At 60.0% G+C, this 24,338-nt stretch carries 24 protein-coding genes; 8 read left to right on the forward strand and 16 right to left on the reverse strand.

Annotation, left to right across the window (positions count from 1 at the left end; genetic code table 11):
* Positions 1-22 precede the first annotated feature (22 nt).
* Both EL217_RS03910 and EL217_RS03915 read right to left on the reverse strand, forming a co-directional pair.
* Positions 23-622, reverse strand: a complete 600-nt coding sequence (locus EL217_RS03910; protein WP_126318662.1) for a TetR/AcrR family transcriptional regulator — start codon at positions 620-622, stop codon at positions 23-25.
* Entirely contained in the window at positions 615-2,993 is a 2,379-nt protein-coding gene (locus EL217_RS03915; RefSeq protein ID WP_126318664.1) for an MMPL family transporter, read from the reverse strand. Before EL217_RS03915 ends, EL217_RS03910 begins: the two co-directional genes overlap by 8 nt.
* Positions 2,994-3,177: 184 nt before the next feature.
* Here EL217_RS03915 and EL217_RS03920 point away from each other — a divergent pair, with 184 nt between their 5' ends.
* On the forward strand, positions 3,178-3,831 hold the full coding sequence (locus tag EL217_RS03920) for a hypothetical protein (protein ID WP_126318666.1): 654 nt from the start codon (positions 3,178-3,180) through the stop codon (positions 3,829-3,831).
* A gap of 7 nt (positions 3,832-3,838) precedes the next feature.
* Here the strand turns inward: EL217_RS03920 and EL217_RS03925 are convergent, their stop codons facing one another.
* Both EL217_RS03925 and EL217_RS03930 read right to left on the reverse strand, forming a co-directional pair.
* Positions 3,839-4,378: a gamma carbonic anhydrase family protein gene (locus EL217_RS03925; protein WP_126318668.1), complete on the reverse strand. Its 540-nt coding sequence runs from the start codon at positions 4,376-4,378 to the stop codon at positions 3,839-3,841.
* Positions 4,378-4,761, reverse strand: a complete 384-nt coding sequence (locus EL217_RS03930) for a hypothetical protein (protein WP_126318671.1) — start codon at positions 4,759-4,761, stop codon at positions 4,378-4,380. The genes EL217_RS03925 and EL217_RS03930 overlap by 1 nt, the downstream gene beginning before the upstream one ends.
* 74 nt (positions 4,762-4,835) lie before the next feature.
* On the opposite strand from EL217_RS03930, the gene EL217_RS03935 reads away from it, so the two are divergent.
* Both EL217_RS03935 and EL217_RS03940 read left to right on the forward strand, forming a co-directional pair.
* Positions 4,836-5,705: a patatin-like phospholipase family protein gene (locus EL217_RS03935; RefSeq protein ID WP_126318673.1), complete on the forward strand. Its 870-nt coding sequence runs from the start codon at positions 4,836-4,838 to the stop codon at positions 5,703-5,705.
* 153 nt (positions 5,706-5,858) lie between these two features.
* A complete protein-coding gene (locus EL217_RS03940) occupies positions 5,859-7,421 on the forward strand; it encodes a TrkA C-terminal domain-containing protein (protein ID WP_126318675.1) in 1,563 nt (520 codons plus the stop codon).
* 17 nt (positions 7,422-7,438) lie between these two features.
* Here EL217_RS03940 and EL217_RS03945 read toward each other — a convergent pair whose 3' ends face one another.
* On the reverse strand, positions 7,439-9,073 hold the full coding sequence (locus EL217_RS03945; RefSeq protein ID WP_126318677.1) for a peptide chain release factor 3: 1,635 nt from the start codon (positions 9,071-9,073) through the stop codon (positions 7,439-7,441).
* A 24-nt stretch (positions 9,074-9,097) separates the two neighbouring features.
* Positions 9,098-9,934 carry an SDR family NAD(P)-dependent oxidoreductase gene (locus EL217_RS03950; protein WP_005282036.1) on the reverse strand — a complete coding sequence of 279 codons (837 nt, stop codon included), beginning with the start codon at positions 9,932-9,934 and terminating at the stop codon, positions 9,098-9,100.
* A gap of 117 nt (positions 9,935-10,051) precedes the next feature.
* Between EL217_RS03950 and EL217_RS03955 the strand changes: the two genes are divergently transcribed.
* Positions 10,052-11,404, forward strand: a complete 1,353-nt coding sequence (locus tag EL217_RS03955; protein ID WP_126318679.1) for a TrkH family potassium uptake protein — start codon at positions 10,052-10,054, stop codon at positions 11,402-11,404.
* Entirely contained in the window at positions 11,397-12,089 is a 693-nt protein-coding gene (locus EL217_RS03960) for a potassium channel family protein (RefSeq protein WP_005279976.1), read from the forward strand. Before EL217_RS03955 ends, EL217_RS03960 begins: the two co-directional genes overlap by 8 nt.
* On the opposite strand, the gene pth (EL217_RS03965) is transcribed toward EL217_RS03960, so the two are convergent.
* Positions 12,086-12,733: an aminoacyl-tRNA hydrolase gene (gene pth / locus EL217_RS03965; RefSeq protein WP_126318681.1), complete on the reverse strand. Its 648-nt coding sequence runs from the start codon at positions 12,731-12,733 to the stop codon at positions 12,086-12,088. The two genes, EL217_RS03960 and pth (EL217_RS03965), sit on opposite strands and share 4 nt — an antisense overlap.
* Positions 12,734-12,768: 35 nt before the next feature.
* On the opposite strand from pth (EL217_RS03965), the gene EL217_RS03970 reads away from it, so the two are divergent.
* Together EL217_RS03970 and EL217_RS03975 are read left to right on the forward strand one after the other, a co-directional pair.
* Positions 12,769-13,764 carry a nitronate monooxygenase gene (locus EL217_RS03970; RefSeq protein WP_126318683.1) on the forward strand — a complete coding sequence of 332 codons (996 nt, stop codon included), beginning with the start codon at positions 12,769-12,771 and terminating at the stop codon, positions 13,762-13,764.
* A 63-nt stretch (positions 13,765-13,827) separates the two neighbouring features.
* Positions 13,828-15,282 (forward strand): glyceraldehyde-3-phosphate dehydrogenase, encoded by a 1,455-nt coding sequence (locus tag EL217_RS03975; RefSeq protein ID WP_005279979.1) that lies wholly within the window; start codon positions 13,828-13,830, stop codon positions 15,280-15,282.
* Between the two features lie 46 nt (positions 15,283-15,328).
* Here EL217_RS03975 and EL217_RS03980 read toward each other — a convergent pair whose 3' ends face one another.
* The 7 genes from EL217_RS03980 to pth (EL217_RS04015) all read right to left on the reverse strand — a co-directional run bounded on the left by EL217_RS03980 (position 15,329) and on the right by pth (EL217_RS04015) (position 21,831).
* Positions 15,329-16,825 (reverse strand): hypothetical protein, encoded by a 1,497-nt coding sequence (locus EL217_RS03980; RefSeq protein ID WP_023028572.1) that lies wholly within the window; start codon positions 16,823-16,825, stop codon positions 15,329-15,331.
* On the reverse strand, positions 16,818-17,531 hold the full coding sequence (locus EL217_RS03985) for an ATP-binding cassette domain-containing protein (protein ID WP_126318685.1): 714 nt from the start codon (positions 17,529-17,531) through the stop codon (positions 16,818-16,820). Before EL217_RS03985 ends, EL217_RS03980 begins: the two co-directional genes overlap by 8 nt.
* An 85-nt stretch (positions 17,532-17,616) precedes the next feature.
* Positions 17,617-18,276, reverse strand: coding sequence for a response regulator transcription factor (locus tag EL217_RS03990; protein ID WP_126318687.1), 660 nt, complete (start codon positions 18,274-18,276; stop codon positions 17,617-17,619).
* Positions 18,269-19,447 (reverse strand): sensor histidine kinase, encoded by a 1,179-nt coding sequence (locus EL217_RS03995; RefSeq protein WP_023028575.1) that lies wholly within the window; start codon positions 19,445-19,447, stop codon positions 18,269-18,271. The genes EL217_RS03990 and EL217_RS03995 overlap by 8 nt, the downstream gene beginning before the upstream one ends.
* 30 nt (positions 19,448-19,477) lie before the next feature.
* Entirely contained in the window at positions 19,478-20,353 is an 876-nt protein-coding gene (gene ppk2 / locus EL217_RS04000; RefSeq protein WP_005279987.1) for a polyphosphate kinase 2, read from the reverse strand.
* Positions 20,354-20,452: 99 nt separating this feature from the next.
* On the reverse strand, positions 20,453-21,292 hold the full coding sequence (locus tag EL217_RS04010; RefSeq protein WP_005279988.1) for a fumarylacetoacetate hydrolase family protein: 840 nt from the start codon (positions 21,290-21,292) through the stop codon (positions 20,453-20,455).
* A 5-nt stretch (positions 21,293-21,297) separates the two neighbouring features.
* Positions 21,298-21,831 (reverse strand): aminoacyl-tRNA hydrolase, encoded by a 534-nt coding sequence (gene pth / locus EL217_RS04015; protein ID WP_126318689.1) that lies wholly within the window; start codon positions 21,829-21,831, stop codon positions 21,298-21,300.
* 154 nt (positions 21,832-21,985) lie between these two features.
* Between pth (EL217_RS04015) and EL217_RS04020 the strand changes: the two genes are divergently transcribed.
* A complete protein-coding gene (locus EL217_RS04020) occupies positions 21,986-22,141 on the forward strand; it encodes a hypothetical protein (RefSeq protein ID WP_005279990.1) in 156 nt (51 codons plus the stop codon).
* A 73-nt stretch (positions 22,142-22,214) separates the two neighbouring features.
* On the opposite strand, the gene EL217_RS04025 is transcribed toward EL217_RS04020, so the two are convergent.
* Both EL217_RS04025 and EL217_RS04030 read right to left on the reverse strand, forming a co-directional pair.
* Positions 22,215-22,880, reverse strand: coding sequence for a 50S ribosomal protein L25/general stress protein Ctc (locus tag EL217_RS04025; RefSeq protein ID WP_005279991.1), 666 nt, complete (start codon positions 22,878-22,880; stop codon positions 22,215-22,217).
* A 468-nt stretch (positions 22,881-23,348) separates the two neighbouring features.
* Positions 23,349-24,323 (reverse strand): ribose-phosphate diphosphokinase, encoded by a 975-nt coding sequence (locus EL217_RS04030; RefSeq protein ID WP_005279993.1) that lies wholly within the window; start codon positions 24,321-24,323, stop codon positions 23,349-23,351.
* Between the last annotated feature and the right edge of the window lie 15 nt (positions 24,324-24,338).

Raw genomic sequence — 24,338 nt, forward strand, 5'->3', positions numbered from 1 at the left:
TACCTACGAGGATACTGAAACCTCATACGAGGCCGCGCAGGGTGGCAAAGGCGTGGTGGACCAGCTCATCGCGTTCCCGTTTGCTGGGCGCCTTGCCCATTTCGCAGCGCCTTTTCAGCTCTTGCTGGCAGGCATTGCCGGTGCTGCCGCACGCGTTCAAAATGATGGTGAGCTCGAAGGTCGAATATTCGGGGTAGCGCTCTTGAAAAGCAGCGATGATCCTGTGGGTGACGCTATCGAATTTCTTCTTTTCCTCGGCGGTGTGGCTGAGGTTTTCCATCGCTTCGCCGATTTTGAACAGGCTGTGCAGCGAGCGCAGCTCCATGTATTCGTTGTCGAGGGCATCAATGAGCGTTAATTCCAAGACCGAAGAGATGGGCTCGCCGGGAAATGCGGTGGGAATATCTTCTGCGAATGCCTCGAGGACATCCGCGGTGTAGTGCAAGAGGGAATCCGCCACCGAAGAAAAATAATTGTGGAATGTGCGCGGGGAGACCCCGACGGCGCTGGTGATACCTGAGACCGTGACTGCCTCAGCGCCGCCGTCCAAGGCGAGGCGGGCCGCGGCATCAGACATGGCCTGGCGCGTTGCTCGCTTCTTGGATTCGCGCAAACTAGTCACGATGAACCTTTCCTACCTTGTCGTGTTGAAAGCCTAGGAGCGCCTCGCGCTCCTTGTGCAGGGCTTCGCCCTCGATATCCATATTAGGCACGATCTTATTCAACCACTTGGGAAACCACCACGCCTTGTCTCCTAGGAGGAACATGGTGGCGGGGATGACCATCATGCGGATAACGAAGGCATCGATAAGCACGCCCATAGCCAGGGCAAAGCCCATGGTCTTGATGAATGGCTCGTCCATCAAGATGAAGGCTGCGAAGACCGAAATCATGATGAGTGCTGCTGCCGTGACCACGCGCGCGCCGTGCTTAAAGCCATTCGAGGTCGCGTTGGCAGCGGTCTTGCCGCTGACGTAGCCCTCGCGCATGCGGGTGACCAAGAAGACCTGATAGTCCATGGCCAGGCCAAAGGTCAGGCCGATGAGCATGATGGGCAGGAAGGATAGCAGCGGCTGCGGGTCGTTGACGAGGCCGAACATGCCCTCTTGCCAGATGCCGACGGTAATACCGAAGGTGGCGGCCACGGACAGCCCGTAGCCTGCGGCGGCGATGAGCGGGACCCAGATGGAGCGGAAGACCAGCATCAACACGATGAAGGCAAGGCCCAAGACGATGGCCACATAGGGAACAAGCACGCTATTGAGCCGCTCAGAAACATCGTCGAAGATCGGGGTGATGCCGGTAATGCCGTAGGAGCCGCCGTCCTTAGAAAACTCGCCCCGGTACTCGCGCAGGCGTTCCAAGGTCTCGGTGGTTTTCTCATCGGTCGCACCTGTCGTCGGCGTGATCATGATCTGGGCGGCATCGCCATTGTCCGTGGTTTGGATGATTTGGGCGTTGTCTACGCCTTCGGTGTCATTGAACTTGTGGAGCAGATCCTGGAAGACCGGCATGCGGTCTTGCTCGGAGACGTCTTCCACATTGACAAAGGCGATCATCGGGGCATTGCGGCCTGGACCAAAGGCCTCCTCGGACATCTCGTAGGCCTCGCGCTGCGGGGTGCCGGGTTTGGCGGAGCCATCGGTAGGCATGGCTAGGCGCATATTCGCAAACGGGATGGCCAGGATGGCAAGCACGATGACGCCCACGCCGAGGTGCAGCCACGGGTGGGCGCGCACGCGGCGGACCCAGCGCAGGCCCATGGTTGGCTTCTCGTCTTCGGGGTCTGGGACCTTGGGGCCGGGCACGCGCCCGGCGAAGATCTTGGTGCCCAGCAGCCCCAGCACGGCGGGGATAAAGGTATTGGCCACTAGCACGGCGATGACCACGGTGCCCGCGGCGGCGATAGCCATGGTGGACAGGAATGGGATGCCGATAATGGTCAGGGCTGCTAGGGCGATGACCACGGTGGTACCGGCGAAGACGACGGAGCCTCCGGCGGTGCCCAGCGCCATGCCCATGCCGTGGGCGCGGGTGCCCTTATCCATCTTCTTCAGTTCCTTGGCCAGTTCCTTGGGCGTCAGGTTATTTAAGCCCGAGGAGGTAATGAGCTCATTGCGGAAGCGGTTGACAATGAACAGGGCGTAGTCGATGCCCACGGCCAGGCCGATCATGGAGGCCAGCGTCGGGGTCATATCGGAGACGGTATCGGTAAAGATGGTGGCCAGCTGCACGCCGAGGATACCAATGCCCACGCCGATGACGGCGGAAATTAGCGGCATGCCGGCAGCTACGAAAGAGCCGAAGGTCACCAGCAGCACGATGGCGGCAACCACCATTCCGATGAGTTCAGCGCTGCCATTCATGCCGGCATCGGCCATCGCAAAGGCATTGCCCTGGTACTTAACGGAAAGGCCTTCGCCGTCGTGCTGGTGCAGGACATCCGTGACCGCAGCCATATCGTCATCATTGATGTCCATGACATCAGCGGCATCGAAGGCGATGGTGACGGTGCCGGTGGTCTTATCCTCGCTCAGCGGGGACAGCTGCTGCAGGTTCTTCGCAATCTGCTCTTCGGGCATGCCCTGGGCCCGCATCTGCTCGCCCATCTGCTTTTCCATGCCTGCGGCGGCGAGGACCGGGCTGACCAACTCATCCTGGTTCTTCAGGGCACCGGTGTCCTTGAGGTCTTGAAGCAGCTTGTCGATGTCCCCGGCAACGGCATCATCGCCCAGCTCCTTGCCCGCAGGGGCCTGGATGACCACGGTGCCCTCCGGGGCGCTCATGGCATCGGTATCTTGATCGAAGTGCTCCATCATCTCTTCTTGAGTGGTGGTGGAGTCCATCTCCGGCATGGCGAAGTTGGGGTTCGGGGTTTTGGCAAAGCCGGCGGTGAGGCCAACCATCGCCACCAAGACGATGAGCCAGAAGGCGAGGAAGGGCCATGCCGTGCGGTAGGACCAGCTTCCCAGCCGGTAGAGGAATTTGGACATGGGCGAGCTCCTTTATGAGTGAGAGAGGTGGGCGCTGCTTCTAAAATCGTGCATAGTCTATGCAATCCTGCGTATGTGGTGCAAAATAAGGTGCAGGTGGGTATAGTAACTCTTTAGTGTGACCTATAACCCAGGCGCGGCCAGAGAGCACAGGGCGGCGGGAAGGATAGGTAGACTATCGCGCATGATTCACGCGGTAAGTTTCGCCCTCTTGGATTCGGTCAATGCCCTGCTCATTGGCATCCTCGTGGCCATCGGCATCATGCTCCCGCGCGGGAAATACCGCTGGATCGCCGGCCTAGTCATCCTGGGCGATTGGTTGGGAGTTCTCACGGCCGCGGCCGTGGTCATGTTCGTCTTATTGGGCGTGCGCGAACAGATCGCGGCCATCTTGGAGTCACCGATTGCCGGCGGCATCCTCATCATCGTCGGTATCGCGCTGGCCTTCGGCGCTTGGCATTCCCAGGGAAAACCCAATGCCTTGATCGGACGAATGCTGCAACCGCTGCGCACGCCTTCTATCATCACCGTGCTTATCGGGTTTGTGATGGGCGTGGTGCAATCGCTGACCTCCGTGCCGTTTTATTTCGGGCTCATGTTCTTGGCCACCGAGGATCTTTCGCTCGCCGCCCAATACGGCGGCCTGTTGTGGTACGCCACCCTGGCGCTCTCCCTGCCGGTGATCTGCGGGCTCTTCATCGCCGTCGTGCGCGCCCATCCAGACTCAGCCGCGGGCCGAGTTTTTGCGGCGGCGCGCGATAATAGCACGCGGGTCGCGCTCATTGGCGGTTATGTCGTCGCCGCTTTCCTTATCATCATGGGTGTCGTGAACCTATAAGGATGCGCTAGTCAAAGTAGACATCATCAAGCGTGAGCGCGGTAGCAGATTGTTGCTTAGCAATGTCCACGTAGCGCGCGGCGTGCGGGATAAACGCCGCGGATTGCTCGGCGGACAGTTCGCGGCGCACCGAAGCTGGAACGCCGGCGGCCAAAGAGCGGGCCGGGATATCCGCGCCCTCGCGCACCAGTGCACCGGCGGCGATGAGCGAACCGGGTCCGATGGTGGAGCGAGACAGCAGGGTAGCGGACATGCCCACTAGGCTGCCGGCACCCACATGCGTGCCGTGGAGCATGGACATGTGGCCTACCGTGACATCGTCTTCGAGCACACACGGGGCCTCCCGCTCCACGTGGATAACGCTATTGTCCTGAATATTGCACCTACTGCCAATGCGGATGGGGCCGACATCGCCGCGTAGCACGCAGCCATAAAACACGGAAGAATCCGGGCCGATTTCCACATCACCAATGATGGTGGCATTCGGCGCGATCCAAGCGCTGCGGTGGATGCGCGGGCGCGTGCCTTGGAAAGGATAGATAGGCATTATTCCACCACCACCGCGAGGTTAGGGGATAGCTCGTACTCGCCCGAGGCATCTGCAAGCTCAGCCTGAGAAAGCGCGCTCGCCAGCGACGGCGTAATGGGGATGATCCAGCCGTGCTTGGGGTCTTTGACCGGCAGGACGTCTTTCGTCACGGCAGGAAAATGCGCCGTGGTGGTGGGGGAGACGAGGGCGGCGGACTCGCGCGATCCGGCTAGTTCAGCAAGGGCCCGCGCGCCCTGCTGGCCGGTGATGATAATGATCAGCTGGTCGGCGGTCCTAATATCCAGCCGGTCCACCTGCACGGTTGTTGCCGCGGAATCGGGCCGCGCCAAGTGTGGCGCCCCATTTCCGGTGAGCTTGGCAAGAGCCTCCAATATTCCCATAGCGTTCAAGTCTAGCCGCGCAGCCAGGTAGCGGGTTGACCGCCGTAACATCGCCGCGCGTACTATGGGAGACCATGATTGATGCCAGTAACACCGCCCTTGTGATCGAAGGCGGCGGAATGCGCAATTCTTATACCGCCGCCTGCATAGTCAAGCTCATCCAAGAAAACGTCACCTTTGGCTGGGTGGGCGGGGTCTCCGCTGGCGCTTCTCACACGGTCAATTACCTGTCACACGATGCCAAGCGCGCGGAAGAATCCTTCACGGATTTTGTCAATAACCCCAGCTTCGGTGGCGTGGGATCGCTGGTGCGCGGCAATGGCTATTTCAATGCGGAATATATTTATGAGCGCTCCGCGGATAAAGATATGCCCTTTGACTGGGATGCGTACCGTAAGCACCCAGCGGATATGGTGCTCGCCGCCGCGCGGGCCGATACCGGCGAATCCGTGTATTGGACCCGCGATGATGTGACAGAACCGGAAGATCTGTATGTGCGGGTGCGCGCCTCGTCCACGCTGCCGCTACTCATGCCGATTCGCATCATCGATGGCTCGCCCTATGTGGACGGCGCCCTGGGCTCGTCCGGCGGCATTACCATCGAGCAGGCTGAAGAAGCCGGCTATGAGAAATTCCTCTTCATCGGCTCCAAGCCGCGCGGGTACGTCCGCCCCGAGGTGGCGCGCCCGGCGATTACCCGCCGCGTCTTCCGTAAATACCCCGCTATTGCCGATGCCCTCATTGGCCGCCCACCCATCTATAACGCGGCCAAGGACCGTCTCCTCGAGCTAGAACGTCAGGGCAAGGCGCAGCTGTTTTTCCCCGAAGACATGCAGGTGGCCTCCACCGAGCGCAACGTGGATAAGCTGCGCGCGAATTACCAAGCCGGCAAGGCGCAAACCCACGCCGAGTGGCCGAAGTGGAAGGAATTCCTGCTGGACTAGCTCACCTCTGCGCGGTGGTGTGAGATCGCCCTCCTGGTTCTTGGCGGCATCAGGAGGGGTAATCGCGTGCGCTGCACTAATGGCGGTATTCGGTGCACGGTGCCAAGCATTTTCAGCTAGCTAAATCGCGCCAAGCTCCTAAGATTGCACAGCGTGTTAGCGATTTTTGATGGCAATATTTGGCTGAGCATTTTCTTCATGATCGTGCTCGGCACGCTATTTGGCATGATTCCCTTTGGCCCGCTGCGCTTCGGCGCGGCGGGTACCCTTTTTGTCGCCTTAGCCTTCGGATCCTTTATTGATCTAGATGACAATATCCTCAGTTCCTTGCAGGAGCTGGGCTTGGGACTCTTTATCTATATGCAAGGCCTGTCTGCCGGCGAGGCCTTCTTCAAGGGCTTTTCCACCCAGCTAAAACACATGCTGCTCGCCACTGTGGCGGTAATAGCCGCGGCGGCCGCCGCGCTGGGCATCGGCAGCCTCATGGGGTTATCGCCGCTGGCGGTGACCGGCGTATTCTCCGGTGCAACGACGTCCACGGCATCGCTCGCCGTGGCCCAGCAGCAATCCGGCGAGGAGCTGCCCGCCGTGGGATACTCCTTGGCCTATCCGGTCGGCGTGGCCGTGGCCATCCTCCTTGTGGCATTCGTCCTGCGGCATAGCTGGCCAGCGCAGAAGGACCAAGACCACTCGGCGGAAAAGATTTTCCGCTCGCGAACGATTAAGGTCACCCGCGATATTTCCTATGCTGAGCTGCGCGAGAAATTCGCGGATCATTTCATCATCGCTACCATCCGCCGCGGCCGCGATGTCGACGTGCCGGGCGATAACCCAGAGTTGCACCGCGGCGATGTCCTGCGCGTGCTGGTGACCAAGGCTAAAGCTAAGGAGCTTACCGATGCCTTGGGAAAGCGTCAGCCCCAAACCCCGTTTGTGGATAAGCGTCTGGTCAATGAGACCGTGGCCATCTCCAACGAGGATATCGAGGGACGCAAGGTCAAGGAGCTCAACCTCTTTTCGCGCTACGGCGCGCGGATTGTGCGGGTGCGCCGCGGCGATGAGGAATTCCTTGCCACCAACGAGACCCACCTGGAATCCGGCGATGACCTAGAGATCGTGGTCAAACACGATCGCCTGGGCGATGTCCGCGATTACTTTGGCGATTCCGTGACCGCATACTCGCAGCTTAACTGGGTAGCACTCGGCGGTGGGCTGACCATCGGCTACCTTATTTCGCTTATCGTGGTTCCGCTGCCCGGTGGCGCGTCCTTCGAGCTCGGGTTCGCGCTGGGCCCACTGATCACCGGACTGGTCCTCGGTGCCTTGCACCGCACCAGCCGCATTCCGTGGCAGATTCCCTCCCCGATCAATACGGCATTCCAGCAGTGGGGCCTTGCCATCTTCTTGGCCTCGGTGGGCCTGTCCTCCGGAGAGGCCTTTGTCTCCACCGCCTTTTCCTGGATGGGCCTGAAATCCATGGTGCTGGCCGCGATCATCGCTGTTATCATCATCGGGATTTTCGCGGCGGCCAGTCGGTTTATGGGGCAATCCGAAACCCGCACCTCAGGCGGCATTTCCGGGCTTTTTGGCCAGCCCGCGGTGGTCAATTACGCCACGGGCGCCAGCTCGGATTCGCGCATCCTTACCGGCTATACCTCCACCATTGTGGTGGCGCAGTTCATGAAGATCGTGGTCATCCCGGTCATGCTGCTCTGACGGGGGCAGCCGCTCTATTAATCCGCGACCAAGGTCTCCATGGTCAGCTCGGGGTGTTCTTTTTCAATGAAGGCGAGCTTCCACTTATCGCCAAATAGGGCGATGAGCTCGCCGTCTTGGCGGGTAAAGATCTCCACGCCGCGTTGACGGCCCAGCTCTGGGGCTGATTCGGCATCGGTGCGACGCGCCACGGAGTAGGGGATGGGCTCGGTGACGGTTTCGACGTTGTACTCGAATTCCATGCGGGCCTGCATGACCTCGAACTGCATGGGGCCGACCGCAGCCATGACCGGGGAGGCATCGCCGCGCGCATCGTTGCGCAGGATCTGCACCACGCCCTCGGCCGAGAGCTGCTCCAAGCCCTTGCGGAAGGCCTTATACTTGCCCAGCGACTTCGCCCGCAGGATGCGGAAGGCCTCCGGGGCGAATTGGGGCATGGGCTTGAACTGGACCTTTTTGCCGGAGTAGATGGTGTCGCCCGGTGCCAGCGCGCCCGCGTTGACGAGCCCCACGATATCGCCCGGGTACGCGGTATCCACGGTATCGCGGGTGCGGCCAAAGACCGTCAGTGCATACTTGGTGGAAAAGCTGCGCCCGGATTGGGCGTGATTGACCTGCATGCCGCGCTCAAATTCGCCGGAAACCACGCGCATAAACGCCAGGTTATCGCGGTGCTTTTGGTCCATGCCCGCCTGCACCTTGAAAACGACGCCGGAAAAGTCATCGGCCACCTCACGCACCTCATCGATGGCGCTGGTGGCCGCTTCCACGGCCTTGGGGTCGGATTCGCGGGAATGCGGGGCTGGGGCGATGGCGCACAGGGTATCCAGGATCTGGTGGACACCGAAGTTCAACATGGCCGAGGCGAAGATGAGCGGGGAGGTCACGCACTGCTCAAAGAGCTCTTGATCGTGCAGCGCGCCATCGGCGGCAAGCAACTCGGCTTCTTCCACCGCGGTTTCCCACACATCCTCTTCCTTTTCTTCTGCGGCCGCGGGATCGTAGTGCTCTTCCGGCGCGATGGTGGAACCACCGGCGGTGCGGATGAAGTGGATGTAGTTATCGGCCTCGCCGTCATCATTGATGTGGGCCAGGCCGCGGAAGTCGCCCGCCATACCCACCGGCCAGTACAGCGGGGTGGGCTGAAGCTGGATTTCATTCACGATCTCATCAACGAGCTCGAGCGGCTCGCGGCCCACGCGGTCCCACTTGTTGATCACCGTGACGATGGGCAGGCCGCGCGCCTTACAGACGCGGAAGAGCTTGAGGGTCTGCGGCTCGAGGCCCTTGGCGGCATCGATAAGCATCACTGCGGCATCCACGGCGGTAAGCACGCGGTAGGTATCCTCCGAAAAGTCCGCGTGACCTGGGGTATCGACCAGGTTGATCATATAAGGCTCGCCCTCGTGTCCCTCCGGGGCGTATTCAAACTGCAGCGCAGACGAAGCCACGGAGATACCGCGGTTTTTCTCCATATCCATCCAGTCAGACACGGTGGACTTGCGGTTGCCCTTGCCGTGGACCGCGCCGGCCTCATTAATCACGTGCGCATGCAGCGCCAGCGCCTCCGTCAGCGTGGACTTACCGGCATCCGGGTGGGCGATAACGGCGAACGTGCGGCGGCGCGAGGCCTCAAAAGCGACAGAACTCATGCGCCATAGTCTAATGCTTGAGCGCTACCACTCCACATTGAGGCGGCGGCCCAGATCCTCAAAGACGCGGTGGGCCACGGAGGTATTCTTCGCAATCGGGCGCTGCACGCCCAGCGTGCGCCTATTATTGTAATACTCCCCGGACTGGAAATGGATGCCCTCGGTGCCGGTAAGGAAGTAGGCCAAGTTCTCGCCGCCGGCCTCTGCGGTGCCAAAGGCCTTGCCGATGACCCCGGAGTACAACTTGCCCGTAAGCCCCGTGGAGGACTTGCCAAACTCGGTAGCTAAAACGCCCGGGTGAAAGGACACCGCGTTGATGCCGTGGGCATCGATAAAGCGGGCGAGCAAGATATCCGCCAGCTTGGCATTGCCGTAGGCGCGCTCTGGGCTGAAATGCTCCAGCGTATTGGGATCTGCCGGATCGAAATTCGACATCACCATATTGGCCAACGACGCCGTGTTGACCACGGTGGCGTTACTCTCGCGCAGCTTGTCTTGTAGCAGGGACGTCAACAGGAACGGCGCGACCACGTTGACCTGCCACGTGCGCTCGAATCCATCGGCGGTCATGGTGGGTCCATCGAAAATACCGCCGGCATTATTGCCCAAGGCATCGATGCGCTCTAGCTGCTGCAGGTCATCGGCCAGCTGGCGGACCTGAGCCAGTGACTCGAAATCGGCGAGGAAATACTGCCCGCCTACCTCTTGAGCAACGGCCTTAGTCTTGTCCGGATTGCGGCCAATGATGACGAGGTTATCCTGCGGGCGGGTGCGGTGAATCTGCCGGGCGGCCGCGGCACCAATGCCTGACGAAGCCCCGGTAATCACGATTGTCCTAGCTGCTGAGTACGGCGAAGTCATGGGCCTGATTCTAGCCGCGGCCGTGACATCCGTCCGCGATATCCTTCCGTGATATTTATCCGCGGCATCCCGCCGTGCAGTTCCGCTTGGGTCTGGACAGGTCTATACTTCCGGCTTGTGAAGCGCCTGCTTTTTCTGCGGCAGTGGGGACCAGCGCGGCTAACCGCCACCGGGTTTCTACTGCTCATCCTGATAGGAACGGTATTGTTATTGCTGCCGTTCGCCGAGGCCGGAGATTCCCGCGCCTCGTTTTCATCCGCCCTTTTCACCGCGACCTCCGCGGTCTCATTGACCGGGCTGGTCGTGGTCGATACCGGCAGTTTCTGGAGCCCAGCCGGGCAAGTGGTCATCTTGGCCCTTATCCAACTGGGCGGTTTGGGCATTATGTCGCTGGCCTCGCTATCCGGCCTGCTTTTAACCGGCCGGATTAGCTTTAAGGCGCGCAAGACCGGCGCCTATGAAAGCCGGCCTATCCTCGCCGGTGGCATTCGCCGCACCCTGATTTTCACCTTCGCCTTTACCGCGGTGGTAGAAAGCATTATCGCCACGGCGGTCACCGCGCGGCTTATGGTGGGCTACGGGCATTCCTTCCCGCGGGCGCTATGGGAGGGCATCTTCCACGCCATTTCGGCCTTTAATAACGCTGGGTTTAGCACCAATAGCGATAACCTCGTGCCCTTTGTGGGCGATGCCTGGATCCTCTTGCCGCTGGCCGGGGCGGTCATCGGCGGCGGGCTGGGTTTTCCAGTCTGGGCGGAATTGGTGCGCCACGTGCGTCGCGGGTCAGAGGCGACGCGTCGCATCTCAATTACGGCCCGCATGACCCTGGCGGCCACCGGCGTACTGCTCGTAGCTGGCACGATATTTTTTGCCCTTACGGAGTGGAATGGCGTGCTGGCGCCGATGTCGTGGGGCGAGAAAATTCTCAACGCGTTCTTTGCCAGCGTCTCCCCGCGCACGGCCGGATTTAATACCTTCGACTACGGTGAGGTTCACCCGGTAACGCTCATGGGCACCGATACCTTGATGTTCATCGGCGGCGGCTCGGCCGGTACCGCCGGCGGCATCAAGGTCACCACCGCGTGCGTGCTATTGGCCGCCATGGCCGCGGAGTTCTTGGGCAAGGAAAAGACCTCCATCTACCACCGCAGCCTTCCCCATAGTGTGACCCGACAGGCGCTAGCATTGAGCTTCGCCGGCGTGCTGGTGGTGACCCTTGGCGTGGCGGCGCTGCGCTTTTTCGACCCGCAATTTTCCGGCGATCAGGTCTCTTTCGAGGTCATGTCCGCCTTTGCCACCGTGGGCCTATCCACCGGGATTACCGCCAGCTTGTCCGCACCCTCCCAAATCGTGCTGTGCTTCATCATGTACCTGGGCCGCGTTGGCCCAACCACCCTGGTAGCAGCGTTGGCAGCAAAGAATTTAAGCCGCCGCTACAGCTACCCCGAAGAAAGGCCCTTCATTGGCTAGCATTTTTAAGGCGTTGGGCCACTCCCGCGCCACCCTCGACATCGCCCCGGTCGTCGTCATTGGCTTGGGGCGGTTTGGTTGCTCCCTGGCAAGCGAACTCATGGGCCATGGGGTAGAGGTCCTTGGAATCGATTCCGATGAAAAGATCGTGCGCGAACGAGCACCGCACTTAACCGAGGCTATTTCCGCGGATACCACCGATCCGGCGGCGCTCCGCCAACTAGGCATCGACGAGGTGGAGCGGGTCATCGTGGGCATCGGCTCGCACCTGGAGGCGTCCATCCTCACCGTCTCCAACCTGGTGGAGCTGGGCGTCAAGGATATTTGGGCTAAGGCCAATTCGGAGGCCCACGAGCGCATCCTGCGCCAGATTGGCGCCCACCACGTCATCCGCCCGGAGCGCGATACCGGCCGCCGCGTGGCCTACCTCTTGGGCGGGCGCTTCCGCGACTTTGCTGAGATCGCCCCGTATTACGGAGTGACGCAGATGGCCGCGCCCTCTTCGGTTACAGGGCGTCCGCTCGATCTGGGCGAGGTTTGGCGCACCCACCACGTGCAATTGGTCTCGGTCTGCCAGGCGGAGGGTGCTTGGGCCCCGCTTGCCGATGCCACCCAGCTCGCCCCCACCGACTTCATCGTCGCCGCCGGCAGCCCGCAGGCGCTGGAGAAATTTTCCCAGTCCTAGCGCGAGTGAATGCGGTTTTGGGCTTGTACGAGCCCTTGCGTTGCGATGAGTTGGGCGGCTTCGGCGGCGGTGGCGATGGCGGTATCGAAGCCGGGGCCGGCATCGACAGGTGCTAAAACATAATCCGGAATCGACGAGCCCTTGGGCGGGCGCGCGATGCCAATGCGCACGCGCACATAATCCCGCGTACCCAGGTTGTGCGTGAGCGACTTCAGCCCGTTGTGCCCATTTTCATTGCCGCCCTGCTTCAGACGAATCTTATTGGCCGGCAGGTCGAGCTCATCGTGGATGACGATGATGTGGTCTGCCGCAACACCCAAAGCCCGCGCCAGCGGGGCAATCGGATCGCCAGAGAGATTCATAAACGTTATCGTGCGCACCGCCAGTACGCGGGTATCGCCCCAGCGCAGCGGGGCTACCTCGAGGTCCATCCCGCGCACCGGCTCGAGCACGTCGCCGCCTTGGGCAAGCACATCGTCCACGGCCATATATCCCACGTTATGGCGCGTGGCGGCGTACTTCGCGCCGGGATTTCCCAGGCCAATGATGAGCCAGTCTGCCTCCAACTCGGCCGGATCCAGCCCCTGCTGCACTGGCGAGGGACCGCAGAAAATCCGGGCAATAAAATCTGTCAAAGCTGCCACGAATGCGCCTTTCTAGCTCGGTACAGTAGTTTCCTATGAGCCAGGTTATTCAATCTTTGCGACGAACCGTAATACCAGCGCCCATGGCGGGCGGGCCTACCACCGTGGATCTGGTGCGCGCCGCGCATCAGGCCGGTTCCTTTGGCACCCTGGGACTCGGGTCTGCCAGCGTGGACTCTGCCCGCAGCCAGATTGATGCCTGCGCCGGCATCCCCTTTGGGGTGAACCTGTTTTGCCCGCAGGATCCGTTAACACCCGAGCAGTTGGCCGCCGCCGCGGAATTGGCTGCGGCCGAAGGTGCCACGCTGCCGGATCCCGATTATTCCTTCGGCTTCCATGACAAGCTCGAGCTGGCGCTCCAGGGCGGCGCGCGCGTCGCGTGGTCTATGTTCGGCACCTTTGACTCTGAGCAGCTTGCCCGCATCCACGCCGCTGGTGCCGAAGCTTGGACCACCGTCACCACGCCCGACGAGGCCCGCGCCGCCGCCACGCTGGGAGTGGACGCGCTGTGTGTACAAGGGCCCGCTGCCGGTGGGCACCGCGGCACGTGGGACCGTACCGCGCTTCCCGATGATCGACCCCTGGCAGAGCTCATTGCCGCCGTCCACGAAGCCGTCCACGCGGTCGCACCAAACATCCCGCTGATTGCCGCAGGTGGGTTGCGCACAGCAAGAGAAGTAACCCAGGTATTAAGCCTGCCCGGCGTGGCCGCCGCATCGTGCGGCTCTGCCTTTTTGCTGAGTAAAGAAGCCGGAACCAGTGACTACAACCGCAAGCTTCTCCAGCGTGGCGGGGCCACCGTATCCAACCGCGCTTTTTCGGGGCGCCATGCTCGCGGCTTGGAAAACGACTACACCCGCGCCCACCCCGATGTACCCCCGGTATATCCCATGCTTAATTCCGTGCTCAAGGAACGCCGAGCGCAGCACGATGACGCCGTAGCCTACTGCCTCGTAGGTGAGCCGGCGGCCAAAATCCGCGGGGGTAGTGTCGCAGACATTCTGGACTCCCTATGCCAAAACAAACACTGATACACGCTAAAATTTGGGGCGAAGATTGCTAGCCACCCCCGAAATAGAAATGGATGGAGCCTCGTGACTGCGAACGCACATATTGGACATGATGACTGGAACGAGCGCCTCGAATTGGCGCAACAGATGATTCCCCTCATCCACCAACTGCACCGCAATAACAACGTCGTCGCCACCATCTTCGGCCGCCCGCTGGTGGGGCAGACCGATATCGACATCATCAAGTCCCACCGCTACGGACGCCGCATTGCCCAGCGCCAGCTCTCCACGGCAGAAACCCTGCCCATCCTGTCCGAGTTAGCGGATATGAACCTAAGCTCCGCGTCCATCGACGTCGGACGCCTCCTTTTGGGCTTTGAAGAGTCGGGCGAAGACGACCTGCGCCGCTACCTCGAAGATGAACTCACGGAAATCGTCGGTGCCGGCGAGGACATCGACCCAACCGATGTCGTGCTCTACGGCTTTGGCCGCATCGGCCGCCTCCTTGCGCGCATTCTCGTCGCTCGCGAAGCCGCTTACGGCGGCGTGCGCCTGCGTGCGATAGTGGTGCGCAATAAGGGCGAAGGGGACATCATCAAGCGCGCCAGCCTCCTGCGCCGCGACTCCGTCCACGGTGCCTTCAACGGCACCATCAGCGTGGACGAGGAAGAACAGGTTATCTGGGCCAATGGCACGAAGATCCAGATGATCTACGCCAACGACCCGGCCACGATCGATTACACCGAGTACGGCATCAACAACGCCGTTTTGGTGGATAACACCGGTGTTTGGCGCGATAAGGAAGGCCTGTCCCAGCACCTGGAGGCCAAGGGCGTGGCCCGCGTGCTGCTGACCGCGCCGGGCAAGGGCGATATTAAAAACATCGTCTTTGGCATCAACGATTCCGCTATTACCGATGACGATAAGATCCTCTCCGCCGCATCGTGCACCACCAATGGCATTACCCCAGTGCTCAAGGTCATCAATGACCGCTACGGCGTGGCCCACGGTCACGTGGAAACAGCGCACTCGTTTACCAATGACCAAAACCTCATTGATAACTACCACAAGGGCGAGCGCCGCGGCCGCGCCGCCGGCCTGAACATGGTGCTTGCTGCCACCGGTGCCGCCAAGGCCGTGGCCAAGGCCCTGCCGGAGTTCGAAGGCAAGCTGACCGGCAACGCCATCCGCGTTCCTACCCCGGATGTGTCCATGGCGGTGCTTAACCTAGAGCTGGAGCAAGAAGTCGACCGCGATGAGGTCAATGACTTCCTGCGCAACGTCTCCCTGCACTCGGATCTGCGCCAGCAGATTTCCTACATCGCCTCCCCAGAGGTCGTCTCTAGCGACTTCGTGGGCAATACCAATGCCGGCATCGTCGATGGCATCGCCACCATCGCCTCCGGCAAGCACTTGGTGCTCTATGTCTGGTACGACAACGAGTTTGGTTACTCCAACCAGGTCATCCGCGTGGTGGAAGGGCTTTCTAATGCCCGCCCGGTGGTCCTGCCCAAGCGCGTATCTCCCTCTGAGCTTTAAGCTCGCATAGTTTAAGGCCCGCGGAGTCCCCGCGGGCCTTAGTTATTTAATCGGTAGGGCGAAGTGCCCGTGTGCGCAGCAACCGCCTGGCGGCCCACGAAGTAATGGCGGCGAAAAGCAGGGTCATTATCGCAGCACAGGCGTAGCGGCCAGGAGAATCCGCATTCATCGGCCAGGCGGGGAAAGCAACGAGCCAGAGGACGGTCTTTGCAAGGACATCGCCGCCTACCGTCACGGAGACAATGGTGCCGATGATGGTGAGAACTAGCGAGCTCCAGATACCAAAGCGGATCACCATGATGAGCGAGACCACCGCGAGCACGTACCCGACGCCGATGGTCAGCGGCAGTTGGGCGAGCACAGCTAGGGTGGCTTCACCGGCGAAGATAACTGCGACCGAAGCACACGTGCACACCGCTGCGATGATGCCCAGTAACCACAGGAGAAGGGCAGTAGAGCAGTGGCGAGATTCTGTATAGACAATCGGCCACGCGCCCGAGAACCCCGGCCAGACCAGTACAGGAAGTACACCGGCACCCACGGGGAGAAGCAGAAATACGAAGAATCCCTGTACATAGCGTGGTGGGTAGTAAAGGGCAATAAAGATCAGCGCTAAGGCGCTTAATACCAAGCACGTAATGACCGCTGGCGTCATTATGGCCCGGTGAAAGCCCCGGAGCGCATCGGAAAGGCGGGAGCAGGCAGCGGCACGAGAGGCACTCGCAGGCTGCCACCCTTGAGCTGGCGTGGCGGCGGTACTGGTCGTGGGTATCGCTACGCGCCGGCGTCGGGAAAGCGGACGTACTCGCCGAGGCGTCATGGTCACGGTCAAAGAGCCTGCTACAGCGAGGGTGAGGCACAACGCCAGTGCAGGAAGAGGGCTTTCCTGCAGGAGTGGATCGCCAGGCTCGAGCGGAACCGAATTTTGGTGGATACGCAGCGCAGGCAACAGTAACCGCAGCGGCCACGCGGGCGGAAAGGCCCACCATAGCTGCCCCTCGACAACGCGAGGAAGCACGCTAATGACCTGCCAGATAACCGCGAGGATAAGTGTGACGGCAAGGCCCAGCCTGCGGGCGCATGCGGTCGCAAGCCCCGCGATGCCGATGGCTCCGAGGAAAGAATAAGCCCCAGTGATGAGAAGCAGCTGGTGGTCTGCACGCCCTTGCGCTGCAACCGCCGCCCAGGACAGACCGAAATTAAGAAGGTGAAAAACTGCGAGGCTTACCACGACGAAGAGGAACCGGGACGCGTGCTCGTAGCGAGGATGAAGCCGGCGCCATAGGGTGCCGCCGCCGCGGCTGAGCACCTCGCGGCGCTCTGGAACCCCAGCAAAAACCGCAATGAGCGGCGCGTACATGCCGGTGATAAACATGGATTGCCAGCCAAGAACCCCGGTAGCGTCCTCGGCGGAGGAGGCGAACGCAGAAAAGAATACCGTCATTACCACTAGGGGCAGGGCGAGCAAGGGTAACCACTGCAGGGCGCTGCCGCGGCAACGCAGTAGTTCTGCAGAAAGATACCGTCGATACTGGTTACTCATCGGACTCACCATCTGCAGAAGTCAGGCGGAAGAATTCGGCTTCCAATTCACCGCTTGGGGCCAGTTCTTGTAGGGAGCCGGAGTACCGGATGGTGCCTTGGGACAAAATAGTGATGTCGTGGGCTAGGTGAAGGACCTCACCGAGTTGATGGGAGCTGACTACGACTGTGTGCCCAGCGGCGGCGAGCTGCTGGAGGAGTTTGCGGAGCTCCGCGATGCCCTGTGGATCGAGTCCATTTTGCGGTTCATCGAGCAATAAGATTTCTGGATCACCGAGTAGGGCTTGGGCTAAGGCCAAGCGGGCTTTCATTCCGGTGGAAAACGACTTTGCCTTCTTAGAACCAGCCCCGGCTAGACCAGCAATGTGCAAGACACGGTCGATTTCAGTATCAGGTAATCCGAGAAGGCGGGTATGCACGCGGAGGTTATCCGTAGCAGAAAGGTGGCCATAGAAAGCCGGCCCGTTAACCGAGGCACCAACATGGTCGAGGACTTCGCGCGACCATGGTTGTCCGGCCACGCGCACCGTTCCCGAATCGGCGGGCAGCAGACCGAGGAAAATGGAAAACAAGGTGGACTTGCCGGCGCCATTTCTCCCGAGCACAGCGTGTACGCGGCCAGGCGAAATATGAAAACTTATATCCCGCAGCACTGCCTGGGAACCAAAAGACTTTGTGATGTGTTCGAGAGAAACTTCAAAGCTCATACGAAAAGTATGAGCTGCGCTACTGCCTTAATCTTCAGCCTGCGAGACGGTCTTCGCGCCGGGGTAGTCCTACCACAGTAGGAGACTAGGCAATGCCAGCTTTGTGCGCCAGCAGCACCAAAGCCACGCGGTCGCGTGCAGCTAGCTTGGACATCAGTGCAGAGACATGCGTTTTTACCGTGGTATCTGCGATAGACATGTGGCCGGCAATCTCGCTATTTGTAGCACCGCGCGCGATGAGCGTGAGCACCTCCATCTCGCGCCGAGTAACTAGGCTCAGTCCTTGGCGCTCGTGCGGACTGAGCTGGCTGTGCGTTAGCGCCTTGCGGTAGCCCTCTAAAACAGGGCCCGTTACCTGGGCGGCGAGGACAGACTCGCCCCTGGCAACGTCGCGTACGGCTTCTACCAGAACCTCTGGGTCGGCGTCTTTTAGCAAGAATCCATGCGCACCGGCGGCAATAGATTGCGATACCAGATCCTCTTCATTGAACGTGGTGAGCATGATAATCCGGCAGTTAGGGGTGCGGGAAAGAATGGCTTGGGCCGCGGCAATTCCATCCATGCCCGGCATTCGTATATCCAAAATGGCCACATCAATGCGGTGGCGAAGTGCCAAGGAAACGGCGTCGCCTCCGGAGGTTGCGGTAGCCACCACCTCAATATCTTCCTGCGCGTTCAAGATGGTCGATAAGGCAGCGACGAGCATTGCTTGATCATCTGCAAGCATGACGCGAATCTTAGGCATGGTTGTCCTTGTGTAGTGGGAGTTCCGCAGCCAGTGTAAATTTCTGGGCATCGCCACTGCTGGTTAAGTATCCGCCCAAGGCTTGGGCGCGTTCTCTTACTCCCACTAATCCGACACCGCTGCCGGATACCTCACTGGGCGTAGGCGACGTAGCGGTGGAGGTGAGGGTGACTCGTGCGGCATCGGAAAGCGTAAGTTTTAGCTGCACATGCGTGCCGGGGCCTTGATGGCGCAAGGCATTGGTCAGCCCTTCAGAAATGATGCGCACCAGGGCTAGCTGAGTCAGCGCGGAAACCTCGTAGGAGGAAGGCAATTCCGCGTCAATCTTCAGGCCAGCGGTGCGAAAGCCGTCGATGATGCCCTGTACATGCTCGAGCTGCTGCGCGGGTTCCAAAGCTGCAGGCCCCGTACTGCGTAGTGCCGTGACGATGCCGCGCACTTCCTCCAGCGCGGAATCCGCACCATCGCGAATGCTCTGCAAGGTGTCCTCGGCAGCGGTGGTATCCGTGCGCGCGGCGATAATCCCGGCATTAGCCTGAACCTTGATCAAGGTGAGGGAGTGGGCCAAGACATCGTGCAATTCCCGCGCGATGAGTAAGCGCTCTTCCTCCTGCGCTTGGTGGAACCGTTCTTGAGCTAAGCGCTCGCGTTGCCTATCCAGGTCAAAATAGCGTGCGGCGATGAAGTAGGCGCTGCCGAGCACCGCCCAATGCACCACCAGCAAGGTGATGTAGCGGCGATCGAGCTGGAAAGATAATAAAAAGGACTCGGGGTCAATGCGCCACATCGCGGGCGATATAAAGGAACCCAAGAGCGCCGCGGTAAGCACCGCGCGGGGAATTGAGCGGCGTTCCACGTAGCGGGAGGTGGCGTAGACGGCCATCGGCGCGGTCAATGCCCATGGAGTAACCCCGAGGTTGGCTGGTAGCTGGCTTATCCACGCCGCGGCCCACGCACCAAGGAGGACAATAAAGCCAGCTGCACTGAGTACTGGTTTGGTACGCCAGACCCAGATGAAGGGCAAGAATAAAAGCGAAAGCGCTGCTTGGATGAGCTCGATAGCTCCTGGAGCCGCCCAAGCCCCGATGAGATAAAACAGCGCGATGAGCGCTGCCACCGCGGTGAGGATTTTATCCCCTAAGCGTGCTTTTGCCACGGTGTCAATGCTCATAGTCGGACATAGTAGTACGCCTTCGGGGGACTACTTCTTTTTGTCCTTCTTCTTGCCTTTCTTCTTCCCTTTCTTTTTAGACGAGTCCTCTAGCTTGGCGGCTACATCCGGTACGTAACGGAACTCTTCGCGGTCTGGGCGCTCGTAGGTCTTGCCATCGGAATCGGGACGGTGTGGGATTTCCGGCAGCTCGCGCTCGATCTTTTCGTAAGGGATGGTATTGAGCAGGTGCGAAATGACGTTGATGCGCGAGCGTTTTTTATCCTCGGACTCCACGGTGTACCACGGCGCGGTCGGGGTATCGGTGTGGATGAACATGGCATCCTTGGCGCGGGAGTAGTCCTCCCAGCGGGTAATGGATTGCAGATCCATGGGGGAGAGCTTCCAGCGGCGCAGCGGATCATTGCGGCGGGATTCAAAGCGCTTAATCTGCTCTTCATCAGAGACGGAGAACCAGTATTTGCGCAGGATAATGCCGTCTTCCACAAGCATCTGCTCAAAGGTGGGAGCCTGGTGCAAGAAACGGACGTATTCTTGGTCGGTGCAAAAGCCCATGACGCGCTCAACGCCGGCGCGGTTGTACCAAGAGCGGTCAAAGATGACGATCTCGCCTTTGGTCGGCAGCTTTTCCACGTAGCGCTGGAAATACCACTGGCCCTGTTCGCGCGAGTTCGGGGCGGGAAGCGCCTCGATGCGGCAGGTGCGGGGGTTGAGGTACTGCGTGATGCGCTTGATGGCAGAACCTTTGCCGGCGGCGTCGCGGCCTTCCATGATGATGACCACGCGGGCGCCGGTTTCAACGACCCACTGCTGCATATCGACGAGCTCTGCTTGCAACCGCTCGAGCTCTTTTTCGTAGGCCTTCTTATTCAGCTTCTTAGGGGATTTGCTGCTTTTGGTGCTCATTCTTCCAGCTTAACGGCTAGATGGCTCTATCTAGAAAACTGGTGTGCCCTCTTGGAGTGAGAACCCAGCCACAGCATGTGCAGGGTATGTGCAACAGGCTTAGAGGCCGGGCTCGCCGTAGCGAGTGGTATTAGAAATATGGCCGAGCCCTTCGATATCGATGGCTACCGTATCGCCATCCTGGAGGAATTGTTGCGGGTCGCGGGCAAACCCAACGCCTTCGGGCGTACCGGTCACGATGACGTCACCGGGGTTGAGGGGATAGAGCTGTGAGCAAAATTCGATGAGCTCAGCGATGGAAAAGATGAGGTCATCGGTATTGTCTTGCTGGCGCACCTCGCCATTAACCGTGGTGGTCAGCCGCGCGCTACCACCTGGCGCCCATTCATCAGGGGTGGTCAGCCAAGGCCCAAACCCTGCGGTGCGATAAAAAGACTTGCCAGCGTGGAATTGGCTGGTCTGGCGCTGAAAATCGCGCAGGGTGTAGTCATTCATGATGGAATACCCCGCCACGTAATCCAATGCGTCCGCGCGGGTTACGCGGTGCGCGCGCTCGCCGATGACCACCGCTAGCTCACCCTCATAGTCCAGCTTCTGGGTAGCGTATTCGGGGATATAGACGTCATCGAAGGGGCCGGTCAGGGCATCGGCGAACTTGATAAACAGCGTGGGGTGCTCGGGAAAGTCGCGGCCCATTTCCCGGATATGTTTGGCGTAATTAAGGCCTACGCAGATGATTTTTCCTGGCGTTGGGACGACTGCTTCTAAATCATGCTGATCAAAGACTATCGGCTCGCCGGATAGCTGTGCGGCCTTGCGCCAATCTTCGCTGCGCAGCAGCGCTCCTACGTCTTCGTAGTCCAGCTCCACTCCCACATTATCGCCTTCAATGCGGATTGCGGAGGTGCCGAACGCGGTGCGAAGAGTAGCCAATTTCATGCCAGCTAGTCTAGCGCACTCCTTATTTCTGCTACCGCGTCAGCGCAGAGGATAGGGATTTCCACCTTTTCTTGCTTGGACCATGGCTTGAGCACAAACGATGCCGGATCCATCCGGCCTGGCGGCCTTCCGATGCCGATGGAAAGACGCTGATAGTTCTTAGTACCGAGCGACTTCGTAGTAGAGCGCAGACCGTTGTGCCCGTGATCGCCACCGCCTTGGCGCAATTTCACGGTCCCGAAGTCGAACTCTAATTCATCGTGCACCACCACAATATCCGCGGGCGCCAGATGGAAGTACTGGGCGAGTGCCTTGATCGGCCCGCCAGAAAGATTCATAAAGGACCGCGGTTTAGCGCAGATTACCTTGCGGCCGGATAGCATTCCTTCCGCAACCTCGGTATTAGTCTTCTTATGTACCGAAAAGCTGCTCATTAATTCACCGGCGAGCTCATCGGCAACGTCGAAGCCGATATTGTGCCGCGTGCCTGAATATTTCGGGCCAGGATTGCCAAGGCCTACTACGAGTAGTGGAGTCACTGCATTATTGTCGCATAGATTGAAATTCTATTGGAAATACACTTCCATGCTCCATAGAATATGCCGCCGAGTATCATTGCTGCTCGGTTGCTAAAAATACCTCTTACAGCGGTGGACTTGGAGAAGTATCGTAGTGATTAAGGAGGTGCGTCCCATGCCCGAAAAACTACCTGAAGATGATCGCGAAACCGAAAAGATTCCTAGTAGCAAAGTTGCTGCTGCGCGGCTCATTATCAAACGCGCTAAGGAAGGCAAAGGCAAGATCGAAATCACGCCTAGAATTCGTGAACTTGCCGGACAAGATTTATAAAACCATCTATAAAACCACGATATCGCCGTGAGCAGCAATGCTCACGGCGATATGCGTTTGGGGGAGTGGGAAATTACTCCTCGGAGTCGTCGGACTCGGAGGACTCGCCTTCGCCCTCTTCGTCGACGGAGTCGGCACCAGCGTCGGCGCCGCCTTCCTCGGCAGCCTCAGCGGCCTCCTCGAGCTCCTCGTCAACCTCAGGCAGGGTGATGGAGAGGATAACGGTCTCTGGGTCTGCCACCAGGGTGGTGCCTTCCGGCATAGTGATGTCGGCGGCGGTGATGACCTCGCCGTCCTCGAGGCCCTCGATGGACAGCTCGATCTCTTCCGGAATGTTCAGTACGTCAGCCTCAACCATGAGGACGTCTGCATCCTGGATGTGCATGGTGCCCGGTGCGGACTCGCCGGTCAGGGTAATCGGAACCTCAACCTCGACCTTCTCGCCGCGCTTAATCAGCAGCAGGTCAACGTGGTCGATGTCCATGGTGAGCACGTTCTGGTCAACGTTCTTGACCATGGTCAGGTACTGCTCGCCCTCGATCTCGAGCTCCAAAACGGCGTTGACACCGTTGTTGCGAACGAGGGACTGGATGTCCAGCAGCGGCACTGCGAAGTGTACGGGCTCCTGGTCGCTACCGTAGATTACGCCGGGAACCTTCCAGTCGCGGCGCAGGCGGCGGGCGTAGCCCTTGCCAAAGACGGTACGTGGTTCTGCTTTAATAATTGGGCGCTCTGCCATGATGCAATCTCCTTTGTCGGTGTAGTGCGGCGAGGCTATCGAAGTTATAAAAACGACGAAAGCCTGCCGATGAACGTCTTGGACGAGTCATCGCAGGCGTCAATAAAAGCAACATGCTCTAACTTCAATCGCGTCGATAACGGCTTCCCAATTTTTGAGTCGCCCTCGCCGAGACTGAGTTAGATTAGCATCTCTCGGCCGACGAAACCAAAACCCACCCCGTTAATCTTCCTTCGCGCCCTTTCCTCTGATTACGCCCTTCACGCTCACCGGCGGCGCGTATGTCTGTAGCTCGGGTTACGCAGTGAGCGCGAAGGGCGGGTTGGAGAACAGCAGGCGGTAGTGCGGTAGTGCTTGCGTGTACCTGCGCCGCCCTTGGCGCCCACGGGGATGGAAAACACCAACACCCCGCCGTTCACGGTGAGCGCGAAGGGCGGGGTGTGAGGTGTAGTGCGACCGGCTAAACGCTTATGCGCGGTCGAAAAGGGTAGTCACGGAACCGTTTTCGAAGATCTCGTGGATGGTCCGAGCCAGAAGCGGGGCGATGGACAGGACCTTGAGGTTGGACCAGCCTTCGGTGGACTGCGGCAGGGTATCGGTGGTGATGACTTCCTCGGCACCGCACTCGGACAGGCGCTCGCGGGCGGGGTCAGAGAAGACGCCGTGGGTGCAGGCGATGATGACCTTCTTTGCACCTGCTTCCTTGAGGACGCGCACGGCGCCGGCGATGGTGCCGCCGGTGTCAATCATGTCATCGAGAAGCACGCAGTCCTTGCCCTCAACTTCACCCACCACGCGGTTGGAGACCGTCTTATTGGCCTCGGTATTGGAGCGGGTCTTGTGCACGAAAGCCAGCGGGGCATCGCCCAAGTCGTGGGCCCACTTTTCGGCGACCTTCACGCGGCCGGCATCGGGGGAGACGACGGCGATGTTATCGGTGGCGTACTTGGACTTGATGTAGTCAGTCAAGATGGGCTGGGCGTGCATGTGGTCCACAGGGCCGTCGAAGAAGCCCTGAATCTGGTCCGTGTGCAGATCCACTGAGACGATGCGGTCCGCACCGGCTGCTTGCAGGAGGTCTGCGACCAGGCGGGCGGAGATGGGCTCGCGGCCCAAGTGCTTTTTATCCTGACGCGCATATGGGTAGAACGGCAAGATTGCGGTGATGCGCTTGGCGGAACCACGCTTCAACGCATCGATCATGATGAGCTGTTCCATCAACCACTTATTGAGCGGTTGGGAATGCGATTGCATGACGAAGCAGTCAGCGCCGCGCACGGACTCTTCGAAGCGGATAAAGATTTCGCCATTGGCGAAGTCCCGGGCGGTGGTAGGAACCAGATCGGTGTTAAGTTCCTTTGCCACTGCCTCTGCCAATTCTGGGTGTGCGCGCCCAGAAAAGAGCTTCATGTTCTTGCTACTACCAGTTACCTTGCCAGTCATAGGAGAATATGCCCC

Source organism: Corynebacterium segmentosum, assembly GCF_900637825.1.
Lineage (GTDB): Bacteria > Actinomycetota > Actinomycetes > Mycobacteriales > Mycobacteriaceae > Corynebacterium > Corynebacterium accolens.

Coding starts and splice junctions, on each gene's coding strand:
- EL217_RS03915 (WP_126318664.1), bottom strand. CDS start 2,993: ATGTCCAAATTCCTCTACCGGCTGGGAAGCTGGTCCTACCGCACGGCA.
- EL217_RS03920 (WP_126318666.1), top strand. CDS start 3,178: ATGATTCACGCGGTAAGTTTCGCCCTCTTGGATTCGGTCAATGCCCTG.
- EL217_RS03925 (WP_126318668.1), bottom strand. CDS start 4,378: ATGCCTATCTATCCTTTCCAAGGCACGCGCCCGCGCATCCACCGCAGC.
- EL217_RS03930 (WP_126318671.1), bottom strand. CDS start 4,761: ATGGGAATATTGGAGGCTCTTGCCAAGCTCACCGGAAATGGGGCGCCA.
- EL217_RS03935 (WP_126318673.1), top strand. CDS start 4,836: ATGATTGATGCCAGTAACACCGCCCTTGTGATCGAAGGCGGCGGAATG.
- EL217_RS03945 (WP_126318677.1), bottom strand. CDS start 9,073: ATGAGTTCTGTCGCTTTTGAGGCCTCGCGCCGCCGCACGTTCGCCGTT.
- EL217_RS03950 (WP_005282036.1), bottom strand. CDS start 9,934: ATGACTTCGCCGTACTCAGCAGCTAGGACAATCGTGATTACCGGGGCT.
- EL217_RS03970 (WP_126318683.1), top strand. CDS start 12,769: ATGAGCCAGGTTATTCAATCTTTGCGACGAACCGTAATACCAGCGCCC.
- EL217_RS03980 (WP_023028572.1), bottom strand. CDS start 16,825: ATGAGTAACCAGTATCGACGGTATCTTTCTGCAGAACTACTGCGTTGC.
- EL217_RS03985 (WP_126318685.1), bottom strand. CDS start 17,531: ATGAGCTTTGAAGTTTCTCTCGAACACATCACAAAGTCTTTTGGTTCC.
- EL217_RS03990 (WP_126318687.1), bottom strand. CDS start 18,276: ATGCCTAAGATTCGCGTCATGCTTGCAGATGATCAAGCAATGCTCGTC.
- EL217_RS03995 (WP_023028575.1), bottom strand. CDS start 19,447: ATGAGCATTGACACCGTGGCAAAAGCACGCTTAGGGGATAAAATCCTC.
- ppk2 (WP_005279987.1), bottom strand. CDS start 20,353: ATGAGCACCAAAAGCAGCAAATCCCCTAAGAAGCTGAATAAGAAGGCC.
- EL217_RS04010 (WP_005279988.1), bottom strand. CDS start 21,292: ATGAAATTGGCTACTCTTCGCACCGCGTTCGGCACCTCCGCAATCCGC.
- EL217_RS04020 (WP_005279990.1), top strand. CDS start 21,986: ATGCCCGAAAAACTACCTGAAGATGATCGCGAAACCGAAAAGATTCCT.
- EL217_RS04025 (WP_005279991.1), bottom strand. CDS start 22,880: ATGGCAGAGCGCCCAATTATTAAAGCAGAACCACGTACCGTCTTTGGC.
- EL217_RS04030 (WP_005279993.1), bottom strand. CDS start 24,323: ATGACTGGCAAGGTAACTGGTAGTAGCAAGAACATGAAGCTCTTTTCT.